The organism is Gordonia sp. KTR9, from assembly GCF_000143885.2.
GTDB lineage: Bacteria > Actinomycetota > Actinomycetes > Mycobacteriales > Mycobacteriaceae > Gordonia.
This window is the reverse complement of the sequence record NC_018580.1, coordinates 22,470-42,464: the sequence shown is the minus strand read 5'-3', so window position 1 is coordinate 42,464 and position 19,995 is coordinate 22,470. Positions and strand designations below refer to the sequence as shown.

General features: G+C 61.6%; 18 protein-coding genes. 3 read left to right on the top strand and 15 right to left on the bottom strand.

All coding sequences use genetic code 11. From position 1 onward, the window contains the following. Nucleotides 1-15: 15 nt before the first annotated feature. Together KTR9_RS00260 and KTR9_RS00255 are read right to left on the bottom strand one after the other, a co-directional pair. Nucleotides 16-2,517 carry a hypothetical protein gene (locus KTR9_RS00260; RefSeq protein ID WP_014924684.1) on the bottom strand — a complete coding sequence of 834 codons (2,502 nt, stop codon included), beginning with the start codon at nucleotides 2,515-2,517 and terminating at the stop codon, nucleotides 16-18. Nucleotides 2,518-2,781: 264 nt separating this feature from the next. Continuing rightward, nucleotides 2,782-3,252 (bottom strand): hypothetical protein, encoded by a 471-nt coding sequence (locus KTR9_RS00255; protein WP_014924683.1) that lies wholly within the window; start codon nucleotides 3,250-3,252, stop codon nucleotides 2,782-2,784. Between the two features lie 161 nt (nucleotides 3,253-3,413). Here KTR9_RS00255 and KTR9_RS00250 point away from each other — a divergent pair, with 161 nt between their 5' ends. Continuing rightward, nucleotides 3,414-3,668: a hypothetical protein gene (locus tag KTR9_RS00250; protein ID WP_044505508.1), complete on the top strand. Its 255-nt coding sequence runs from the start codon at nucleotides 3,414-3,416 to the stop codon at nucleotides 3,666-3,668. Here the strand turns inward: KTR9_RS00250 and KTR9_RS00245 are convergent. From KTR9_RS00245 to KTR9_RS00215, 6 genes are all read right to left on the bottom strand, one after another. After that, complete coding sequence (locus tag KTR9_RS00245) at nucleotides 3,656-5,767, bottom strand: AAA family ATPase (RefSeq protein ID WP_158409735.1); 2,112 nt, start codon at nucleotides 5,765-5,767, stop codon at nucleotides 3,656-3,658. The two genes, KTR9_RS00250 and KTR9_RS00245, sit on opposite strands and share 13 nt — an antisense overlap. A gap of 155 nt (nucleotides 5,768-5,922) precedes the next feature. Then, nucleotides 5,923-6,192: a helix-turn-helix domain-containing protein gene (locus KTR9_RS00235; RefSeq protein WP_014924680.1), complete on the bottom strand. Its 270-nt coding sequence runs from the start codon at nucleotides 6,190-6,192 to the stop codon at nucleotides 5,923-5,925. A gap of 92 nt (nucleotides 6,193-6,284) precedes the next feature. Next, a complete protein-coding gene (locus tag KTR9_RS00230; protein WP_014924679.1) occupies nucleotides 6,285-7,175 on the bottom strand; it encodes a hypothetical protein in 891 nt (296 codons plus the stop codon). Nucleotides 7,176-7,195: 20 nt separating this feature from the next. Beyond that, on the bottom strand, nucleotides 7,196-7,741 hold the full coding sequence (locus KTR9_RS00225) for a hypothetical protein (protein ID WP_014924678.1): 546 nt from the start codon (nucleotides 7,739-7,741) through the stop codon (nucleotides 7,196-7,198). 109 nt (nucleotides 7,742-7,850) lie between these two features. Beyond that, complete coding sequence (locus tag KTR9_RS00220) at nucleotides 7,851-10,241, bottom strand: DNA topoisomerase (RefSeq protein ID WP_014924677.1); 2,391 nt, start codon at nucleotides 10,239-10,241, stop codon at nucleotides 7,851-7,853. A 341-nt stretch (nucleotides 10,242-10,582) separates the two neighbouring features. Next, nucleotides 10,583-11,128 (bottom strand): 6-carboxytetrahydropterin synthase, encoded by a 546-nt coding sequence (locus tag KTR9_RS00215; protein WP_148281112.1) that lies wholly within the window; start codon nucleotides 11,126-11,128, stop codon nucleotides 10,583-10,585. Nucleotides 11,129-11,914: 786 nt separating this feature from the next. Here KTR9_RS00215 and KTR9_RS00210 point away from each other — a divergent pair. After that, the gene (locus KTR9_RS00210; protein ID WP_014924675.1) at nucleotides 11,915-12,151 is read left to right on the top strand and encodes a hypothetical protein; all 237 of its coding nucleotides are present in this window, start codon (nucleotides 11,915-11,917) and stop codon (nucleotides 12,149-12,151) included. Here KTR9_RS00210 and KTR9_RS00205 read toward each other — a convergent pair. From KTR9_RS00205 to KTR9_RS00185, 5 genes are all read right to left on the bottom strand, one after another. Next, entirely contained in the window at nucleotides 12,130-12,501 is a 372-nt protein-coding gene (locus KTR9_RS00205) for a hypothetical protein (protein WP_148281111.1), read from the bottom strand. The genes KTR9_RS00210 and KTR9_RS00205 overlap by 22 nt on opposite strands. Before the next feature lie 145 nt (nucleotides 12,502-12,646). Then, a complete protein-coding gene (locus KTR9_RS00200) occupies nucleotides 12,647-13,051 on the bottom strand; it encodes a hypothetical protein (protein WP_014924673.1) in 405 nt (134 codons plus the stop codon). 195 nt (nucleotides 13,052-13,246) lie between these two features. Next, nucleotides 13,247-14,368: a hypothetical protein gene (locus KTR9_RS00195; RefSeq protein ID WP_148281110.1), complete on the bottom strand. Its 1,122-nt coding sequence runs from the start codon at nucleotides 14,366-14,368 to the stop codon at nucleotides 13,247-13,249. 42 nt (nucleotides 14,369-14,410) lie between these two features. After that, a complete protein-coding gene (locus tag KTR9_RS00190) occupies nucleotides 14,411-15,235 on the bottom strand; it encodes a hypothetical protein (RefSeq protein ID WP_148281109.1) in 825 nt (274 codons plus the stop codon). A 386-nt stretch (nucleotides 15,236-15,621) separates the two neighbouring features. Further along, complete coding sequence (locus KTR9_RS00185) at nucleotides 15,622-16,005, bottom strand: hypothetical protein (protein WP_014924670.1); 384 nt, start codon at nucleotides 16,003-16,005, stop codon at nucleotides 15,622-15,624. A 739-nt stretch (nucleotides 16,006-16,744) separates the two neighbouring features. Between KTR9_RS00185 and KTR9_RS00180 the strand changes: the two genes are divergently transcribed. Next, nucleotides 16,745-17,164: a hypothetical protein gene (locus KTR9_RS00180; protein ID WP_014924668.1), complete on the top strand. Its 420-nt coding sequence runs from the start codon at nucleotides 16,745-16,747 to the stop codon at nucleotides 17,162-17,164. 418 nt (nucleotides 17,165-17,582) lie between these two features. Here KTR9_RS00180 and KTR9_RS00175 read toward each other — a convergent pair whose 3' ends face one another. Both KTR9_RS00175 and KTR9_RS00170 read right to left on the bottom strand, forming a co-directional pair. Further along, nucleotides 17,583-18,389 carry a hypothetical protein gene (locus KTR9_RS00175; RefSeq protein ID WP_014924666.1) on the bottom strand — a complete coding sequence of 269 codons (807 nt, stop codon included), beginning with the start codon at nucleotides 18,387-18,389 and terminating at the stop codon, nucleotides 17,583-17,585. 111 nt (nucleotides 18,390-18,500) lie between these two features. Continuing rightward, nucleotides 18,501-19,712 (bottom strand): hypothetical protein, encoded by a 1,212-nt coding sequence (locus tag KTR9_RS00170; protein WP_148281108.1) that lies wholly within the window; start codon nucleotides 19,710-19,712, stop codon nucleotides 18,501-18,503. Nucleotides 19,713-19,995 lie beyond the last annotated feature (283 nt).

The window sequence follows — 19,995 nt, the reverse complement described above, 5'->3', positions numbered from 1 at the left end:
CCCGTTTTCCAGATGTCATCGCTGTGAGCTCTGAAGTCGCGCTGCGGTTCTCGGCTCCCCCTGGTCCCTGACGGGCTCGCCGGCCAACAACTCGCGTCGAGCCTCAGCGCGTTCCTGCTCGGCCCGCTCGAGTGCCGCGACCTCGCTGTTCGCTGCGATCTTCTTGGCTCTGTCGACCTCTCGCACGCGGGCGGCGAAGACCTCACCGTCGTCTCCTGGTTGCTGCTCGATCTTGAGTCCCAGACTGAGCTGGGTGGAGAACACGACGTTGACCGAACCCCGGCGCAGGTAACTGATCGCCAGGTCGGTGGCGGCAAGGAATCTCTTGAGCTCGGTCGGGACCGCGGTGTGCAGTGCGGTCTCGTAGTTGGTGATGGTCTCTTTCGCCATTGGGCCCAGCACGGTGTAGTCGGCTCGTTCGAACTTGTTGAAGCCCTGATTAGCCAGCATCACATCGGGGTTCTCATAGAGGTACCCGACTCGAGCACCTCGACGGAACAGTCGCTCGAACTGGGCTACCAGGTATTCCTGAACCTGGTTGTCGGTGATCTGGTCGGCGCCGTGGATGAGCAGGACGTCGCCTTCGTCCAGGGATGCCACGGCGAAGCCCACGACATTCACCAGCTGTGCCATCGCCAGCCCCTTGCTGCGGTTGACCAAGCCCGAGAAGTCGTAGATCACTCGTCGGGCCGAGGCTGCCGAGTTGATCGCATCCGACGTCGGCTGATTGAACAAGTCCGAATTGGCCTGCAGCATGTCTTTGAAGACACCTTGGAGAGTCTTGATCGCGCGCTGCGCGTCGGTGTCTTGGTTGCCCTGCTGGAGCAGTCTCTTGTGCATCGTGTCGAGGTACGGGACGAAGTGCTGCAGGAGGGGGACCTCGTTGTGGTCGAGCCCAACCAGTCGGAGTTTCTCTTGGTTCTTCTCTGCCGAGCGCGCCCACATCTTCTGGTCGACGTAGAACTCCGTCAACCGATCCTTGAGTTCGCTGCGGATGATCGAGACCGCTGATGGGTCGGCCGCTCCGAGGGCCTGCTCGGCCATCAGTACCAGTTTGGTCAGGTGGATGCCGTACAGGCTGAGCTGATCCTTGCGCTCGCCGAAGAGCTCGAACATGTTGACGTCACCACGCCTCATGTCCAAGCGTGCGGTAATTCTTTCCAGCGGTGGTCCGAGCTTTTCCAACTGGGCGCCGTTGAGTACCAGATGCACCACGCGATGGTTGTTGAGCAGCGCCGCTTGGCTGATCTTGCTCCCCCACATGTCGACCACTCTGGCCCGGTCGAGTGCGTGATTGAGAGCCTGATCGGCGAGGACCACATGGTGTCGCCAGCGGTCGACCTCGAACAGGATCGCTGAGTTGTTGTAGTCGCCGCTCATCTGACCGACGAACTCGCCACCGGGGTCAGCGAGACCGTTGGTCACCAGCGAGTAAGACCCTGCGTACTCAGTTGAGGTCATGTGGAAACCGTCGCTGCGTTTGTCGTCGTTCTTGGCGAACAGCGTGGACAGCTCTTGACGTTGTTCACCGTGATACGGCGCTGCGTGCAACGACGAGAATGCTTCGATGTACTGTCGCGCGAGTTTGTCGACCGCGGAGTCGAGTGCATCCAGGCTCGGAGCGTGAAGCAGCAGTCGGTTCTGCACCGACAGGTAGGACGCACCGTCCTGTAGTTCAGCGACTGTGCTGTACAGATCGTCTGCGGCTTTGGCCGCACTCCGTTTGGTGCTCATCGTGCCGCCGTCGGCCTGTTCGCGTTCTTCGAGTCGGTCGAGCTTGTCTGCGCGCTTGAGGGCGTTCTCGACCCACTTCTCGTCCTTACGTTCGACCTGCTCGAACACGATCGCGGTGACACCTGTGGGCAGATCGGACGGAATCCGGCTCACTCCCCAAAAGGTCGGGAACTCGTCGCGTGCTTCGTCTCGGTGGAACATCGCCAGAATGCATGCAACCGCGCCTGATCCGTCGATCTCGTAGTAGTCCGACCGAAACACGTATCGTTCACGCGGCTTGATGGCCACCAGGTGGTCGTAGAGCTCGAGCGATTCACCGAGCGCTTCGATGTAGAGCTTGCGTTGCTCCTTGGACATCTTCTCGATGTCGAACGACGCTTCCTCTGCTTTCGCGGCCTGTTCTGCGGCGATCTGTGCGGCGATCTCGTCGAGGCGGCTGGTGTCGAAGCGCCCTGGACGCTTGACAGTCGGCGCGCTCGAGGTTGCCGGCTGCCCACTGCGTAGGCTCTCCACTCGCGCCACAACGTCCTCGGCGACCACATTGAAGATGTCCTCGCCGAGAGCCTCTTCCAGGTCGATGTCCTGGTCCCGGCTGACTGCCGCAGCGGTCTCCCACTCCTCAGCGACGTCGATCTGACCGAGCGGACCCTCATCAGCGTCGTCGTCGCGCTGCGAGGTCCCGCCCCACAGGTCGGGATCGATACCCTCGTCATCGACCTCATCTGATTCGATACCGAAGATGGAGTAGTCGATGTCGGCGTTGTTTCGTTTGAACAGGCCCATCGGCACAATCCCACCCTCGTCGACACATTTGTGTCGAAGTCTAACATGTGGAATTACTCGGATCGGTTTGAGAAGACCCTGTACTGCCTGTTCACAGTACAGATATGTCTGTGCCGTACTTTTCCACCGGAGTTCTTACGCAGAAATCATCCGTCGATTCCAACCGCACGGAATTCACCCGAGCCCCGCTCATGCACAGAGCCTCGATGCAGAGGTTCTGCATCGAGGCTCTTGTTCAACCGGCACACCTACGTCGCTGCGAGGTCACTCGTCCCAGTCGCAGTAGCCGACGATCTCCGAGTCCACACCGTTGTCTGACAGGTGGTCCTTGATCTTCATCAGTTGGTCCTCGTCGTCGGCGTACACCATCCAACTTCGGTTGGTGAGTATCTTCGTTTGTCGCGAGGCCTGTCCCTGCATGCATTGGCGCTCCCGTTCACCCGATTGCCGAACCCAGGTGCCCTCGGAGAGTTGGAACGTGACGCCGTCGAGCGTGCAGTTGCGACGGTCGATCGCGCCAGACGCTTCGCAGCTGCCGCCGGCCGCGGTGATCCCTTCGCTGACCGGGCGACCTTCAAGCATCGTGTTTGCATCGGATGCATCGTTCGACGACTCGGCACCCCGGCCCACGAGCCAGAGCAGCATCACGATCGCGACGACGGCAACCAGGACGGCGGCGGCGAGCGTGAGCACCATGTTCCTGCGAGTGATCCACAGCTCGCGTAGAGCTGTCATCGCAGGGCCCGCTTCGCCCCCGAGGTGGGCGTGCCCACCCCTACCACCGCGGACACTCTCGACCCATTCATGACTTTCGACCCCGTCCCTTCGAGTTCGGGATGTCGCGTTTTACGACATCTGATGTCTAGCAAATCCTGCTCGCCGGTAGCCTCAAGCCCATGGTCAAGCGGCAGATGCGTACGAATCTCGACCCGTATCGCCTCGTCGGCGACAAGCAGGTCCGCAAGACCATGCAGCTGCTTATCGATGACGGATGGTGTTTCGTGCGTCTGTCGAGTTCGCAGCATCCGATACTTCGCTGGCCCGAGAGCGGCGCCCAGATCACCCTGCCGTTGACTCCGAGTGATCATCGGGGGCTGCGCAATACGCTCTCGACCGCCCGACGGGCTAGCGGGGTTGATCATCGGATCTGAGCCCGCGCTGCCGCAGGCGTTGTCTCGATCTCGAACCGTGAGTAGCTCTGTTTGCTCACGCACAACACCACTGCGTTCATGAATCGAGCGAGGTCGGGGACCTGCACGGACCATCGCTCACCGGTTCGGGTATTCCACAACACCCCTGAGTGCACGTCGAACCCTGCGTATCGTGCCATCGCTACATACAGAGCTGTCTGCAGGAACATCTCGTGGTCGAGTGCACTGGTGAACTTCAGCTCGAAGATCTGTCGGTTGTAGATGGCATCGGCGATGCCGGAGAAGGTAATCGGGCTCCAGTCCTCCGCGCCGGCGTAGGCGAACCCTGACAGTCCCATGCCCACCTGCACCCGACAGTCACGTGGTAGCTGGGTGCTCAAGCGCTGCGTGAGGGCCGCAGCGACCTCTGCGGGGATCGTCGCGCTGACTTGGTTGTGGTATCGCATCTGCTGGGTCTCAATGGCCGCCAATGTCAGAGCGTCCTTCCACGGGTCGCCCGTGATCTCCGACAGCAGACTCCTGGCCAGGATCGAGGTGTGCGTCATCATGACTGCTTGCGCGGTGGCGTCATGGCGCTCGAAGAAGAGTGCTTCCTGATAGGCCGCGACGGCCGGCGACAGGTCGATCAAGCCGTCAGCCCGATCGATCACGATCTCGCTTCCGGTCCCGTCATCGAGTCGTTCTCGAGTGATCAAACGCATTGCTGCAGCGATGTTCTCGGAGTATTTGAACGAGAATGCCGCCTGTGCCATGAACGGCTGGTTGTACTGGGGACGCACCGCGTTGGGCAGGTTGGTGAACTTGCTGACCGGCATCTGTCCGATCATCTCCTCGGCGCCGGGATCGGTCGGCATCGGATTCCTGCGCATCGCCCCGCTGCGCACAAAGACGACCTCCTGTTTGCCGCGGCTCGCGGCGACCAGGAAGACGTTGCGCAGTACTTCGTGGTCGGTGTTGGGCAAGTTGGCCCGCACAGTCCAGTTGTTGAGGCTGTAGTCGAAAATCACGCAGACAGGTCGCTCCATGCCCTTGGAGGCGTCGAACGTCGTGAAGACCGCAACTCCGTCCTGCGGCCGGACGGCGGAGTCGCCCCCCCGAATCGAGGCGAACACCGTTGACTTGTTGTACCGCTCAGGGGCCAGTTTCTCGGCCTCATTCAGCGCGTGCACCATGGCTCCGGTCTGTTTCCCGAGGCAGAGCAGGTCTCCGGGGGCAGTCTCGGCGATCAATGCGATCGCCTCAGCGTGATCGAGAATTCGGACTCGCTGATCGGGGTTGACTCCGACGATCGGCTTGTTCCACGCGGTGCCGAGCAGCGCCCCCATCTCCGGGCCCATCCGGAAGCTCTGGGTGAACGGCAGCATGACCGGTGCGGTGCAGAACTCCCGAGCGAACGCTTGGACGTCGAGTGTGGTGTCGCTGCGGACTTTCTGGGACATGTCCCCGACCATCACGATCTGCATTCTGGGGTTGGTGCTCTTGATGTTGCGCAGGAGGATCGCGTACTCGGTGTTGATGTCCTGGTACTCGTCGACGACAAGGAGGTCGTACTGTCCGAAGCCCGGCCGAATCGCTTCGAAGTTGTCATTGAAGACCTGGACTGATTCGCCGATGCCGCAGCTGATGCCCAGTCGCTGCAAGTGGGGGTACACCACTCCGTGGTAGTTCTGCACTCGCGCGCCGCCGACCCGGTCCTGCGCGTCTGCTTTGAGCAGCCGGCTGTAGGTGAGGTAGAGGATGCGTGTGGTGGCGCTGAGCCTGGCGCACAGGTCTTGGATTGTGCTGGTCTTGCCCGATCCGATTGCAGCATCGACGATCACGTCGTGCCCTTTCGCGGCCGCGTCGACCACTGCTTGCTGCTCGGCGCTGAGGACTGCGACCGCTGGTGGTGCGGGTTGGCTGGGCCGGGCTCCTAGTACGGCGGTCATCGTCGGACTCCTTCGTGCGTGGTTTGCGGCAGCTGCACTGCTGTTCACCGGGGTCGCTGGTTGTGTGGTCTCGTACACTTCACTGGTGGCCAGTAGACCGTTGCGCATCGTTTTGTTCGTCGATGGCGTGCTGGCCTGCGGTCTCGTAGTTCTGCTGGCCGTCTTGCTCACTCGTCCCGCCGGTGACGTCGAACGGCCCGTCGTGCGCACCGACGATGGGGTCACCTGCGTACTGGGCGCTCCGTACATCGGTGGCGGCGGGCCTCGGGCCGGCTATGTATTCGACGACAACTGCCTGCCTGTCGCCCACGTGTGAGTCCTACTGGTCAGTACCGTTTGTTCGGGTCATCGAGCTCGCCCATCAGGTACGCCGTCGTGGTCTGCAGAACCGCGGCCAACGCACTCAGGTCATCGACGTCGACTCGACGTCGGCCCGTCTCGATCTCGATGATTGCCTGTCGCCCCAGCCGCCGGCCGTTCTGACTCACGGCCTCGCTGAGTTCTCTCTGAGTCATCCCCAGGTCGCAACGCTGTGTCACCAACCTGGTGGCCACGATGCGCCCCACCGGACCCATCGTGATCGCGTGCTTTCCCATGCGGGTGATCCTATAGTGACCATCGTCCACCCTCGACGCGCTCCCAATCGATGACAATCGCTCGTCCTATCCGGTTTGTGCAGGTCATGGGTCTACATGATCGCCTCGACTTTGTCCTTTGCCGGTGCGCGGTACACCGAGCGCAGCACCTCCAACGCATCCGCCCCGTTGAGCAACTCGCACCGGCGGAACATCAGTGACGAGTTCTCTCGTTCGGCGCGCAGTACACGATGAGCAGCCTTGAGCTCCTTCATGTTCGACGCTCGAACCAGCAAGTACTGGTGCAACGAACTGAACTGGCCACCGACCTTGTTGACGAGCACATCGAGCTTCTCGCGTTCCAACGCCAACAACTCGGGATCGCGGTGTCGCAACGATCGGTTCTGGTGCTCGACCGCCGCGATCTGTTGAAACACCCGTTGGGATTCCTTGGTGGTCAGATAGCACCAGGACGTTCCACTGTCGATCTTCTGATGGAAGCTGTCGACCCGACGCACGATGGCGTTGCGGTCGCCTTCGAACAGCAGAGCCGATGCGCTGCCGACGACCGAGTACATCTGCCCGACCTCGCCGTCGACATACCGCAGAATGCCGCTCGCCTCGACGTCCTTGATCCCTACGATCGACAGGAAGCCATACGGTTTGGAGCTTGTTCGGGTCATCACCCGACGTTTACGCGTGGGAATGTAGTCGAGTAGCGCCGGGATCTGCATGAACTTCATGTCCCCGGTCTTGGTCTGTTTTCCCAGAACCGCGGCGGTGATCGACATCCAGATGACCAGGAGAACCAGCACGATCCAGGGAGCTGCCGACAACGGACTCTGCAGCACGATCCAGGCCGTCACGAACACGAACAGCACCCAGTACAGGATGCTCTTGATCGAGATCGGTTTGCTCTTGAGCTGAAACGCCTGCAGCGTGATCTTGTGATCGAGGCGGCTCCGGTCGATGCTGACCGGAATCTTGTACGCGCTCTTGACCATTCCTCTGCACTCCTACGATACTAATGTCCGAAATCAGGCTTGAACCCGATGAAGTTCACCACTCTGCCGCCTCCGGCCTCGAAGGACTGAGGCTCCAACCGGCCGGTGGCCTCGTACTGGCCGCCAGACCTCGAGGTGGCGGTGAACCCGACGTACTCGTCCGCGAGCAATGCGGTCACCTCACCTTCGCTGAAGGTGTGTGTGCCGAACGAACGCTTGAATCTGACCTTCGTCCCTGTCCGCGCCCAGATCCCTTCAGCATGAGTCGCGCTGTTGGCCTCCTTGGTGAAGCCCACGTAGACGATGGGCCCGCGGTCTGGGTCGTCTTCCGGCTCGAACATCTTGCCTTCGAGATGACCGACGATCGTCTCACTGCTCCCGTCGCTCCGGGTGAGAGTGAAGGTGACGCTCTTGCCTTCCGACAATGCCGCCACTTCCTCGTCGGTGAAGCGATGACCTCCCCAGCTCCGGCTGAACCGCGTCGCGGTGCCGAACTCGGTCGCATAGTGCAGATCCTCTGGTAGATCGACGTATTCGCGCTCGGTGAGGGTGTTCGTTTCGGTCATCGTGACACTCCTTCATCATCGTCACATGAGGTCGGATGATCCGACTTCTGGCCATATTCAATCACGAATACGACCACCGGACCAGAACTCGGTCCGGTGGTCTCACGGCCTATTTTGCGACCTTGCGCTTCCGTGTCCCCGGGGGCGAATTTCGATCATCGAGCTTGAGGCGAAACCCGAAGGTCTTGTTCCCCTGGAACGTCCCCTCGCCCAGTTCACCTTTCGCCCGGTACGGTCGCCCGGTTTTTCCTTTGGCATCGAATTCGATTGTCTCTCCGGCCAAGAGTTTCATGACCTCTTCGTCGGTGAAGTCTTTGCCGGGCCAATGCGGGTTGGCTCCCCAGCCGCGCGCCTTGAACGAGACCTGCTTGCCCTTCCACACCCCACTGACCAGATCCGTTCGGGGTGCGCGTTCCTCGAACTGAGGTTTGAAACTGACGTACGGGTACTTCGTCCCGTCCTTGTCCATCACGCCGGATTCGAGCTTTCCCTTGCAGGTGTAAGTCTTCCCGGTCTTCGGGCTCGTGGCTGTGATCTCGAGGGTCTCGCCGGCCACCAGTTTCGCCACCTCCGAATCGGTGAATCGATGTCCACCGAACACTCTCTTCGCGCGCGTGGCGACTTTGTCCGCATGTCGAAAGTGAAGTGCCGGCGGCAAATCGATGACTTCGACAGCTGCGCGAGTCAAGCCGGCCTTGCCCGTCCGCTCGGTGAGTTCGCGGGGCAACTTCCCGGCGTTGGTCTTCATGGTTGCGAGATCGTCGCGGACGAGGTCGGCCACAACTGACAGGAAGTCCTCGGCAGCGCCGGTGCCGGCCTCGATCTGAGCCATCTGTTCGAACACCTGCTCGGTGATCGTGAGGTCTCCGATGTGTGTACCCGGCAGGATCCGGTGGTTGAGTTCCCCGATCGGGCTCAGGGTGATTTTGCCCTTCTTCTCGACCATCAGGGCTTTGCCGGCACTGTTGTTGGTGATCTCGGCGTAGGTGCTCGTACGCGTGGCGCCGGTACCGACGCTGCGCTTCTCGAGCTGCTTCATCAGCCAGCCCATCGTCGGGTGGGGTGGCCGTTTGGGGAACCCCTCGTGAACGAACGGCGCTGCCACCTGTCCCAAACTGATGGCCTTCGGCGCGACCTCGTCGCTGTCCTCGTTCTCGTCGTCCTCGATGACGAACACACCCTTCCAGCCAAGCACTGCGGGAACGTTCAGCGATCCGACGAAGCTGGGGTACTTCTCGACATGTCCACGGTGCTGGTCAAATTCATAGTCCGGGGCGAGCATCGTGAGGTAGTTCTTCGCGAGGAGCTCGTAGATCTCTCTGCCGAGTTCGCCGTACTCTTTTGCCACGGCATCCAGGCTCGCGGGGACATTGGGCCCCGGCCGGTTGGCACCGTGTGCGCCGCCTGACTTGATGTGGGTCTTGCGCGGTCCGCGATGACTGAGGTCGGCCGGGTCGACTCCGACGACCCCGGCAATCTGGTCGACGAGCGGTAGCAGCTCGTTGAACTGCTCGATCGAGATGAACTTGTCCTCGGTGCGCGGGTAGGAGACGACCTGAGCCTCGTACATCTTCTGGTAGGTCTCCAGCACCTTCTTCGCTCCAAACCCTTTCTTGGACAGGAGCGAGGACAAGGCAGCTAGGTCCATGAGCCGGGGCGGAGCGGTCTTCTTGCGGCTGACTCCGTCATGAACAACCGGTGAGGACTCCAGCCCGCCCGGCACATCCGCCTTGTTCTCGAACCGATCGACCTCGGGGTCGGCGTAGGTGACACCGTTTTCGTCCCGAAAACGGTTCTCATAGAAGGGTTTCTTCACGTAGTTTTTGTGCGCGTCGAGGCCGTCGCCGACGATCACGACCATCGCCGACTTGAGTCGACCGTTGCGCAGGACAGTGCTTGCTCCCGATGCCTTCGTGGCCACGCGGGTGAACTGCATGGAGAGCATGTCCCACTTGGACCGGAAGTCAGCCTTGCGGTAGTCGCCCTCGGATTCGATCGATGTCACCGAGCGACGGGCCTTGAATGCTTTCTGCAACGACGCCGGCGTCTCATCCAGAAACTCCATGCGTTCGAGCTTCTTACCCTCGAGGCCCAGGAACTCGACAATCTCCCAGCCCAGAAGCGACCCTTCGCCCGTGGGGTCAAGATCGGCTGCATTGCACACCGTGTCACAGCTCGACAGGGTCTTCTTGAGCTCCTGGAGCAGACTCTTGGCGTCGGGGTCGGTCACCAACTTCTTCCCCGAGACCTTGCGGCGAATCTCGCGTTCCCAGCGGAAGTCGCCGGAATCCCAGGGCAGATGCTCCAGGTCCCAACTCCGGTACTTCTCGGCGAGTGACGCCGGGACCATCTCCGACGGATCTTTCAGTTCCAGCAGATGACCGCGAGCGTTGACGATGACGTACTCGGTTCCGTCGAACGAGCCGCTCATACCGCCGAGCGCCGCGGCGAAGTTGCGGGCCGCCGAGGGCTTCTCAGTAAGTATTCCTACTTTCCCCATAGTGTTTGTCCCATCATCGCCGGATGCTGTCTTCATGCAGGTACATGGCGGTACGGTGTCGCTGCCGCATTGTCTGATGAATAACACTCACCATAACAGTGATGACGAATGGAGCCCTCGGCCTGACCCGGATTCTCAGGCGGAGAGCATGGACCATGCGCTCGGATTGTCACGCACCGCGTCCACGGAAGACGTGTTTGGCATGACGCCTGGGCGTCAGATCCAAGAGTCACCGAGTTTGCGACATGAGTGCGTCGACGCGGCCCCGCAGTGTGTTCCCGCACGAACAACAGGGTCCACGGGCTCTGTCTAGCGCGAACAGTCGAAACTCGGTTGGCAGATCACAGTCCGTATGTGAGCCCCGGAAAGCCCCTGCAGTCCTCTATGTCGACACCGCGGACGATCGCCGCCAGGTTGGGGGATTCTCGCAGTTCGACAGCCACCAGCGCCGTATTGGGGTCCCAGACCTCGAGTCGATCGCCGAGCCAGCCGGCAATCCACATCGCCACGTTCCCCGCGGTTGGCCGAATCCGCCAGTGCTGCAGTGGGAGACGTGGGCCACCGACACCGGCCGGCCACAGCACCGGACGATGCAGCTCCGCTACATCCTCTGGGTACCACAGCATGCGGTGACCCAAGATGGCGGCCAGCTGCTGCAATAGCCCGCGCATCGCTGCCTGATCTGTTCTCGCGCCTCCACCGTCAGTGACTCTCGGGGTAGTGACAACCGCCGTGACGCTGAAGTCGTAGACCTGGGGACATTGACGGATGCAGCCGCTACGGAACTCGATCGCAGAACTGATTGTCGTCGTCGACGGTTGTCGTACTGACAGCGGCTCATTCGAGCTCTCGCCAACGGTCTGCATCGTCTCTTCCACCCCGGTCACGAACCCACTTTAGACGGCGGGGTCGGTAGATCCCACCAGCATCTGGGCGCCGTGTGACATCTGCCTATGTACCACTTTCTCGTGCCTTTCTTGCACTTCTGAACACGTCGCTGAACTGTACTAATACGAGTCACTGAGGAAAATGGTACAAGCGTTCGCGGAAATGGGTACGTGTAGGCACGCCGCTGACCAGCGGTAACACCCTGATGCAGGCTGTGATGTCCCTCCGGTGAACTTCTTGTCGCCGGAAAACCTGTTACAGAGCAGATTTCGCGACGGCTGCGCGGCCTAGATCGTGGTTCGAGGAGTTTCTGAGAATCGTGGGTACACGGCTTATCCCCGGTACATGGTTCGTATTGGTGCAGGTCATAAGGTTACGACTTGTACCCATTCCTCATTTCAAGGTGTGAGAGTTTCGACAAGGTCCGTCACATCGATAATGACACTGACCTGCGGCGATAGGTCATGTGCCGGTTGTACCCATTTTGTTGCGGCCGAACCGGTACACGGTTGCCGAAAGTGTTACGCGCTACCGGTTTCTCGTCAGGCAGCGATCCTGTGAATGCAAGCATTGGTGTCGCTGCGCCAGGCATGACGGTTCACACGGTCCATGTCGATACCCACCAGCTCGGTCGCCCGGGCCTGGGCGCGGACCGTGATGCAGTAGGCAGCAGCGGAGCCGCCGCCGAGATAGATGCAGGACCCGACATAGGTCCAGCGCCGTGACGCATACCGGCGTCTACATCTCGCGCGCGCCCCGCTCGCCCGTCCGAAGGAGCTCAGACCATGGCTATCACCGAAATGACTGACGCGAACCCGATGTCGCGGGAGATCAACCGCGGCGTGATGGTCGCTTACATCAACGCCGACCTGCTCAAACGTGCGAACCTCGATGTCCGTACCTCCATCGTCTTCTACGACGAGGATGGCGACTTCAGTTGCGCCGTGGAGGAAATGCCGGACGAAACTGTGCTGTCGGAGCTGGAGGCAGTAGGGATCGCCTACTGGTCCAAGGGCATCTGATCGTCGACCGAGCCATCACCGTCAGCGGCGGACCCCACCGCCGACATGATCAACAGCGCCGCGGCCGCGCCGATCGCGGCCGCCGGCAGTGAAATCAGCAGGCCGACAAGGGTCTCGCCGATCAACACCACCATCGAGATCAACCCCGTCACCACCGCGGTGACCGTGGAGACCATCAGTAGCCGGCGACCGTTGCGGTCGTCGGCTACTTCTTTCTGCAGCCGAGGCCCTGAATGCGGTTCCGCAGGTGCGGCATCCGACCAGCCCTGCGCGAAGGCCTGCGATCCCACCATCAGGCCGAGTGCTGCGCCGATGGTCAACCACGCTACGAGTCCCAAAACGATCAACACCGCACAGCCTTCTCTTTAGAACAACGAGCTATGACGCAAGAAACCCCCCGGTTGCCCGGGGGGTTTCTCTCAGGTACGAATACCTGCGGTTGTGACATCAGGCTATCAGGAGCCTTCGGTCTCGAGCAACAGGGCCCCCGCGGGGTCAGGCTTGCTGAAGCTTGACCCCAGCTTCACGCCCGGGAAGCGTTTCGCCCGTTTCGGCGCTGATGCCGTACAGATTCTCGAAGAGGGTCGGCGCGACCCAGGCCTGCGCCTCCATTGCCAGCTTCGCGTGATTCGCGGCCTCTTCCGCGACGGCGGGGTCGGGATGGTTACGTCGCGGCCCGACGATGTCGATGTGCATGCTCAGCATCGCGAAGGTTCCCTGCTGGAGAGCCTCGATCGACTTGCTGTAGTTGATCAGCGTCTCGGTTGCGCTCTCGGTGAGATCGCGGCGCGCCTCGACCTCTTCATCGAGCTTCTTCTCCAGAGATTCGAGCTTGTGCAGGATGTCCGACAGCAACTTCTTGATGTCGAGCTTTCCGTTTCCGCCCTCGTCCGCAGCCATGTACCGCTCCTCATCTTGTCCCCCGAACACGTGGTCCGGAACGAAAGGTCACACAGCCCGGTGGAGAATCCCCGACCAATAACCGCAGGACCTTGTGAATTGGTGTTCTTCGGTTCTGACTATACACATACGACCTGCGCATACGTCACGTGCGGCGGGACAGCCCGACAATCTCCGAGTAAATTCGTGGGACTATCACAAGACGGTTGCTTCGCCGACCCTGTCCGGACCAGGACGCCCCTTGCTGTGGGTGCGCCGAGACAACTCTCGACGGGCTTGTGCCGTCATCGTCTCGAGTAGACCCAACGCTTTCGGATCTGCGACGTCGACGTCGGCGCCCGGTCGTTCGGTGCCCGGGCGGACCACGCGCAACCTCTCAGCCAGCAAATAGTTTGTGACCAGCTTGGTCAGGAAACCCTGCTTCTCGATGTCCACAGTCTTTTTGTGGGTGGCCCGCCCGGTGGCCTCCATTCTGTCGAGCTGATCGCCGAGAAGGGCCAGGCGAGCGTCGATACTCGCGGTTCTCGCGAGATCTCCGGTATCGCTGAGGAGTTCGACCAACAGCTCACCCTCCTCATTGAGCTGAACGCCGGTGATCCCGGCCGCCCGTACAACCATCGTCAGGGCCGCGGTGACAACGGCGGCGCGAGATACCGCACCGGAATCAGTGCCGAACCCGGACGGTTCGATGCCGGCGGCCCGCATCGAGACCGTAGCCCGTTCACGCAACAGCTCCAGGAGCGCTTCATCGACACGATCAACCCGCTTGACCGAGCCAGCCAGAGAGCTGAGCGTCTGCGCTCTCGCCGAGCTGACGCCGATGGATGCTCCCGCCTCGGGGCGCACCTCGGTGACTCGGGGGCTGATGGTGACCTTCTTGCCGGCGAACTGGGTAACCAACAGGCCCGGTTTCGAACTGGACAGACGTTCTTGGCTGCGGTGGTGGAGTTCGTCGGCCAAGGCGCCGGAATGGGATTGGCCGTTCACGCCAGCTCCCGTCGTGATCTGGTCGCCCCCCTCGCCAGAATCAATCGCCCTGATCTGATCTCGCAGCGTATAGAGCTCGTCGATACCCATCAGGTAGGTCTCGATCGCCTTCTCGAGCTGCTCAGGGTTGACATCCTTCACCAGGCGCATCAACCGGGGTACGCGAGATGAGGCAACAGACCTCCACACCTGCGCGTTCTGCTCACCGTCCCACTCGGTGAACCCAGCGTCGAACAGGCTGCGATCCGCCTTCGTCACAAACTGATCCCAGAGCTTGCCGGCCCGATCGAGTAGCTGCTGCCGATGCGGTGACGGGACCTTCTCGTTCACCCGGATACCACCCTTCTCATTGCACGAGATTGACCCCACGACCTACGCACCGAAGTCTCGCTGCTCGAGCGGTTCGTCGTGACCCTGTGCGAGCCGTTGCAGCGCCTGCAGCATCCCGCCGTCGCCACCGTCTTCGGTACCGTCCTCGTCGGACACGTCAGTCTCCCGGTCCTCGCCGCCGAGGCCCGTCAACTCTCCGTCCGGATCCACATCGAGGATCAGATGCTCTGCTTCGATGTCGGTGTTCGAGTCGTCGTGGTCCTCGTCGACGGCGTCATTACTCGGCTCTTCGCTGTCATCGACGGGTCGCAAGTCGTCGACACCTTTGATCAACTGTCGTCCTGCGCCACCGTCAGTCGCACCGTCCCCGTCGGTGCCGGCCGATCGCATCGTGGCCAGCTCAGACCGTGCCAGCTCGAGCTGCCCCTCGAGTGCGCGTACCGTCGCCGCCAACGCCTCGTTACGCTCGGTAGCCGTCTGTGCCGCGTCGGCGGCCCCCTGACGAGCGGCGTTCAGCTGATGCCGCAAGTCCACCGCCCTCTCCTCATATTCACTGAGTGTCTCAAGCGCCAGCCACTGAGCGCGAGCAGACGCCTCGCGCACCTGGACCGAGTCGAGCAGGCCGCTCTGGCTGCGGAAGACCTCTGCCTCAACGGGATTCAGTGCGCCATACGCCTCGTAGGCCGCCGTCAACCGTGGGGAGGGTGCGATAGAGATGCGGTCGGAGTCGGCCGATTCCGGGGGAAGTTCAGAGGCGACGTCGTCGGGCACGACCGATTCCGAAGTCTCATCACCCACGGCCGGCGACTCGTCGAGGATCTCCGGGTCCGGGGACGTCTCGCTGATGTCGTCCTGCTCACCCGACACGCACTCAGAGTCAGTGCCAACGGATTCGATTGTCGTCTCTGACGTGCTCGCGTCGGGCCGGGGCAGTCCGAGTAGCCGAGTCAATGCGCTAGAGGCATCGCTTTCCACGATCTTCTTTCCGGCTGCGACCAGTGGAGAGATCGGTCGGTTCTCCCATGCCTGGTTGAAAGAGTCGATCTGCTCGACCATCTTCTCACTGAGCTTGGCGGTCCCGACCTGTGCGCCTGGTTCGGAGAGGAGGCCTCGGACTTGATCGAACGCGCTTGTGTTCCCACCTGATTCGCCTCGAAAGTTGTCGTGCGGGTCGACGGTGGCGCCGGCGCCCGGGATCGATTCCCATTCGACCAAGGGATCGGCTGCGTCACCCTCGAAATTGCTCTGTTCGGTCACTGGCGCACCCCATCGAGCTCGCCGTCCTCCTCGTCGGGTGCGTCAGTCAGAATGCTGTCGCCGCGAGCGAGTTCGATCAGCGTCGAGAACGTGGTCTGCACCATCGTGGTCACGGCGGTGAGCTGGGTCTCCATCGACTTGACAGCATCGGCCATCTGGTTGACGCGGCCAGTGAGGATGTTGTCGGTGTCGATCTCGGCGCCGGACCGCCGGGCGATCTCGTTCTCCACCGCGGTGGTCACGAAGTCGTTGAAGTTCGGGGTGGTTCCCGCCGCTTCCGCGTCACGAGAGGCCCAGAACTTGGCCCTCTCGTAGGTCTCCATGTTCATCCTGATCGTGGGTCGCGCCACCGACGCCTTGTCTTTGATCTCTGTACCCACCTGCACTCCACCCGCCGTATCTATATGCCGCCGCAGTATTTCTGAGACTAACCGTGACGTCATACTTTACAGCAACTCACCTGCAATTACTCCAAGCGCAGGGGTCCTGTCAGATAAACACTGATAGTTCTTTCACGAGTGGGATGTACCACCTCAAGAGGTGCCTCGGAGCGCTCTCCGCACCCCGCTTATGTGGGCCGTTCGACAGACACGGTCAGCTGGTGAGTGACCCCGTCGGTTCCTCTGCCGAGCGATGCTCGCCGGCGACAACTTCCGCTAACACTTCTCCCGGGACAAGTCCCGGGAGATGGCCGTCGAGTCGCCACGGCGGTCGATCGAAGGACGCGCACCATGAGGTACCCAACCCCTCCATCGGGTCGTCCTCCCATCGAATCCGCAACGTAGACCTCACCGCGGTTTCACTTCCCCGATAGCGGAACTCGAACACCATCGTGTGACCGCTCTCCGCTGCCGGAATCGAGCATCGGACCTCAGATGTATCCATCCCCTTAGACCCTCCCCTGTCTTGGTTCCGGAGTCTGCTCACACCGGCGAGTCAACAACCGTAGTCACGACCTGATGGGACGAGAGATCGAGCCCCGGACCTCGGGTACGGAGTTCATTCAGTGTCCACGTCTCAGCGAAAACTCTCACACCAGCCGCGCAGGGCTGGTATCAGCCGGCGAAGCCGGTGACGGGGATCCATACAGAAAGTGACCCCCAGGGATTGGACCTCGCTATGCCCCTCATCAGCTCGTGGACCGAACGTCAGATCGCGGCCGGGATCTTGAGCCCCGGCGCTCGCTGCATGACGCCGGCGGCCGCCGCAGCCCAGTACAACGAGGCGAACGCGCTCGAGCCGGGAGATCCGGGCTACCTCGAGGCACCGCCGCCGCGGGCGCTGTCGAACCTCATCCAGATCGTTGAGGAGCGGACATGGTTGCACCCCGAGTGTCTCCTGCCACTGCAGTACGACACCGGCTGGCACGAACAATCGCGACGCGACGTACCTGCGGCGAACCGACTGCGGATCACGCGGAGGGAACGCAAAGCAGGTCGGGTCCTTGGCGCCGACGGCTGGTTGTCCCTCGGGATCACATCCCTCGACTATCCCGACGGACTGAAGCTCCTGACTGAGTCCCGAATCCGGTGGATCTAGCCATAACTCGACGAGAAGCTGCGCCCCCTCGAATCAACACAGGAGGAATGAGATGCGAGTCAAGTTTGACGTTCGAGTGTCAAAACACTACTGGTCCTTCACCTTCAAGCGCACGGGAAGAACTCCGGGACACGTCACCTACGGGTTCGATGCGTCGTGGTTGGTCAAGGCACGGAAGACCGCGCCGAGGATGGAGGCATCGTGCTCGAGGTGGGAGGGGAAAGGAGTCGCCGAGACCACCCGGAATCTCGACGTACGGGTGCCACACACAGCGAAGGGCGTATTTATGACGTATACCCACCGAACAGGTGTGGGAACGGTGTGGTGATGCAGGCGCACCGCGGTCTCCTTCGCATGACGACGTACGCCACGAAAGACCCCGCACCAAAACCGGTGCGGGGTCTTTCTTCTCGACGGTTCACCGAGTGCTGTGCAGCTCTCCGATGAAGATCTTGAGGGCATCGGGAACCACTAGGTAGACCGTCTCCGAATCCTCATCTGGTTGTACAGCACCGAGCACGAGCGCGGTCGGCGCACCGGTGGTCTTGTCGGTGCCCATGATCGAGGCCGGTAGCTGTTCCGGGTTGGACACCGACATGGCCGCAACCTTCGTCGTCGTCGAATCGTCTGCTTCGACGTACGGGCCGACCCGTTCGGCTGCCGCCTTCACGACCCTGGGCTGCGATCCGGAGACGTCCACCGTCAGGGTGTAATTCTGACAATTGGCGCCCTCGGGCTCGGCATAGCTGGTCTCGCATCCCCAGGCCAACCGCAGATCACCGTCGGTGTCGGCGACGATCGAGATCGCTGGATTGCGAGGGAAGCTCGACTCCGTCTGGGCGTAGTTCGCGCGCTTCGGCATGCTTTGCTCGACACTGCCGTAGCCGATCGACTCGTCGTCGCCGCTCACATCCACGCTGCCGACGATCTTGATGCTCTGCGGGGGGGTGACGTACTCGCCGTTCTCCTTGTCTTGCCACCGGGCGGCGAAATCGGCGCTATCGAGTTTCGGCACGAACGCCGACTGCGCCGAGGAGGTACTCGTCCTCGCAGTTTCGGCCGGCGAATCACTGTCATCGCTCCCGGCCGTCGACGCTACGACGGCCACGACCACGATGATCACGATGACCACCGCCGCCGCAGCGCCGATCAACAGCCACTTGGGAAGTTGCGGCTTCGGGTTGTATGGCGGTGTGGGCGGCGGGTATCCGTTCGGCGTGGTCATCAGTTCGTCTTTCCGTATGTCCCCCAGACGAGCGCGTCCGGAGGCGATGGGTGTTCACAGATGGTGCGTCTGTTTCCCCCTACACGAAGTATCATCGCGAGTTTGTCCTGACTATGTCATATCAATAACAAACTCATAGAGTCTGTCCTGACCTTCGATCGTGACCCAGCCTCTGCGCGCATCGGCGGTATCGAGGGTCAGGCTCGTCACCTGAGCATCCTCGGGCACATCTTCCCCGCGCACCTGGAACCCCGCAACAGCCACTCCGGTCCCAGTATCGATGGCTACGGCGTCGAGTCGATCGGCGCCGGTCCCCGTTGCCTGGCCGACCAATGCCCCGCTGTTGTGGGCTCCCCGTGCCTGCTGACCGTTGGTAGCCCTCGTAACTACATCGACACCGCTGGTGAACCACTTGTCAGCGAGCTGGCGATCGATGACCGCCAGCAGCGAGGCGCCCTGGCCCTGGCGCAGTCCCTGAGTCACTCCTGCTCGGTGCAGCTGCTCGACCTGAGTGTCGTCCAGGCACACGAGGTCAGTGAGACCTCCGACGCCGAGCTCGTATGCGGGAGCGAGCTTCGGCGGTGCGGCGGGACCGATCTCGGTCGCGATTCCCTCCTGGTTTTCACGCACGTTCATGTACGGCCCGTTCTGCATCAGAACTCGGGTGGGGCGGCCGTCCCCTGGGCCGGCTGCGGTCATTCTGCGTTCCACCGTGTTCGAGCCATGGGCCGTCATGGTTCCGGCTGCGTCGTCACCGACGCCCGGATACCAACATGCCCCAGTCACCGGAGTGATGGGCGAGCCCGGCCTGTCGGTAGCGAGGCCGAAGTAGTTGCCGGGATCGTCGAGCGAGACTGTCAGATCAGCGATCACACCGAATCGGCTCCCTGTGCTGACTGCTGTGCGTCCACCCGGGCCGGTTGCCACCGCCCACCCATGGGCTATTTGGACCGATGATCGCGAGGCCTCGGCGTACTCGGCCCCGAACGGGATCGAGTACAGCGAGGACGCAGGGTCCACGCCTGGACCGGCTGAGGTATCGATCGTCATCAATTCCCCTGGCGCTCCGCTGTTCACGTCGGGTGCCGCGATCGCGATCAGTCGGCCGCCGGAGACGGTATCCATGCCCTGAATGCGTCCGGCGTCGGCCATCGGCCACGACTTCGTCACGGTCATGGTCATCAGCGCCGGTGCTCCCGCCGGCAATCCGAACTGATCTGACTCCGCTGACGAATAGTCGATTCCCTCGGAGCCCATGGTCGAGCATCCCGTCGGCCCCAGCGCTGCAACGCACACCGTCACGAGTGCCGCAATCGTCTTCACCGATTTACTCACTGAGAAACTTCCCGTCAAGTTGTCGTAGCGCCACTGTGTGTGTATCGCCCCAGTTCAAGCCGGTGACAGATCGCGGAATCACTCAATAGCCATTGTCTAAAGGGTATCAGTCTGAGTTTCTCGATGATAGTTTCAGATTGTTTCACGATCGTCCGGCAGCAGAGCTGCCGGCAGGACAACTGCGATCCAACCAACGCACAGCTAGAAACGCGCTGACGATCACGAACAACTGAAGAGAACAACAGACCTGCGATAGGCAGAGCCTTCGCCG

Excerpts from the sequence above, each read along its gene's own strand:
- KTR9_RS00260 (WP_014924684.1), bottom strand. The coding sequence starts at position 2,517 with ATGGGCCTGTTCAAACGAAACAACGCCGACATCGACTACTCCATCTTC.
- KTR9_RS00255 (WP_014924683.1), bottom strand. The coding sequence starts at position 3,252 with ATGACAGCTCTACGCGAGCTGTGGATCACTCGCAGGAACATGGTGCTC.
- KTR9_RS00250 (WP_044505508.1), top strand. The coding sequence starts at position 3,414 with ATGGTCAAGCGGCAGATGCGTACGAATCTCGACCCGTATCGCCTCGTC.
- KTR9_RS00235 (WP_014924680.1), bottom strand. The coding sequence starts at position 6,192 with ATGGGAAAGCACGCGATCACGATGGGTCCGGTGGGGCGCATCGTGGCC.
- KTR9_RS00230 (WP_014924679.1), bottom strand. The coding sequence starts at position 7,175 with ATGGTCAAGAGCGCGTACAAGATTCCGGTCAGCATCGACCGGAGCCGC.
- KTR9_RS00225 (WP_014924678.1), bottom strand. The coding sequence starts at position 7,741 with ATGACCGAAACGAACACCCTCACCGAGCGCGAATACGTCGATCTACCA.
- KTR9_RS00220 (WP_014924677.1), bottom strand. The coding sequence starts at position 10,241 with ATGGGGAAAGTAGGAATACTTACTGAGAAGCCCTCGGCGGCCCGCAAC.
- KTR9_RS00210 (WP_014924675.1), top strand. The coding sequence starts at position 11,915 with ATGGCTATCACCGAAATGACTGACGCGAACCCGATGTCGCGGGAGATC.
- KTR9_RS00200 (WP_014924673.1), bottom strand. The coding sequence starts at position 13,051 with ATGGCTGCGGACGAGGGCGGAAACGGAAAGCTCGACATCAAGAAGTTG.
- KTR9_RS00180 (WP_014924668.1), top strand. The coding sequence starts at position 16,745 with ATGCCCCTCATCAGCTCGTGGACCGAACGTCAGATCGCGGCCGGGATC.
- KTR9_RS00175 (WP_014924666.1), bottom strand. The coding sequence starts at position 18,389 with ATGACCACGCCGAACGGATACCCGCCGCCCACACCGCCATACAACCCG.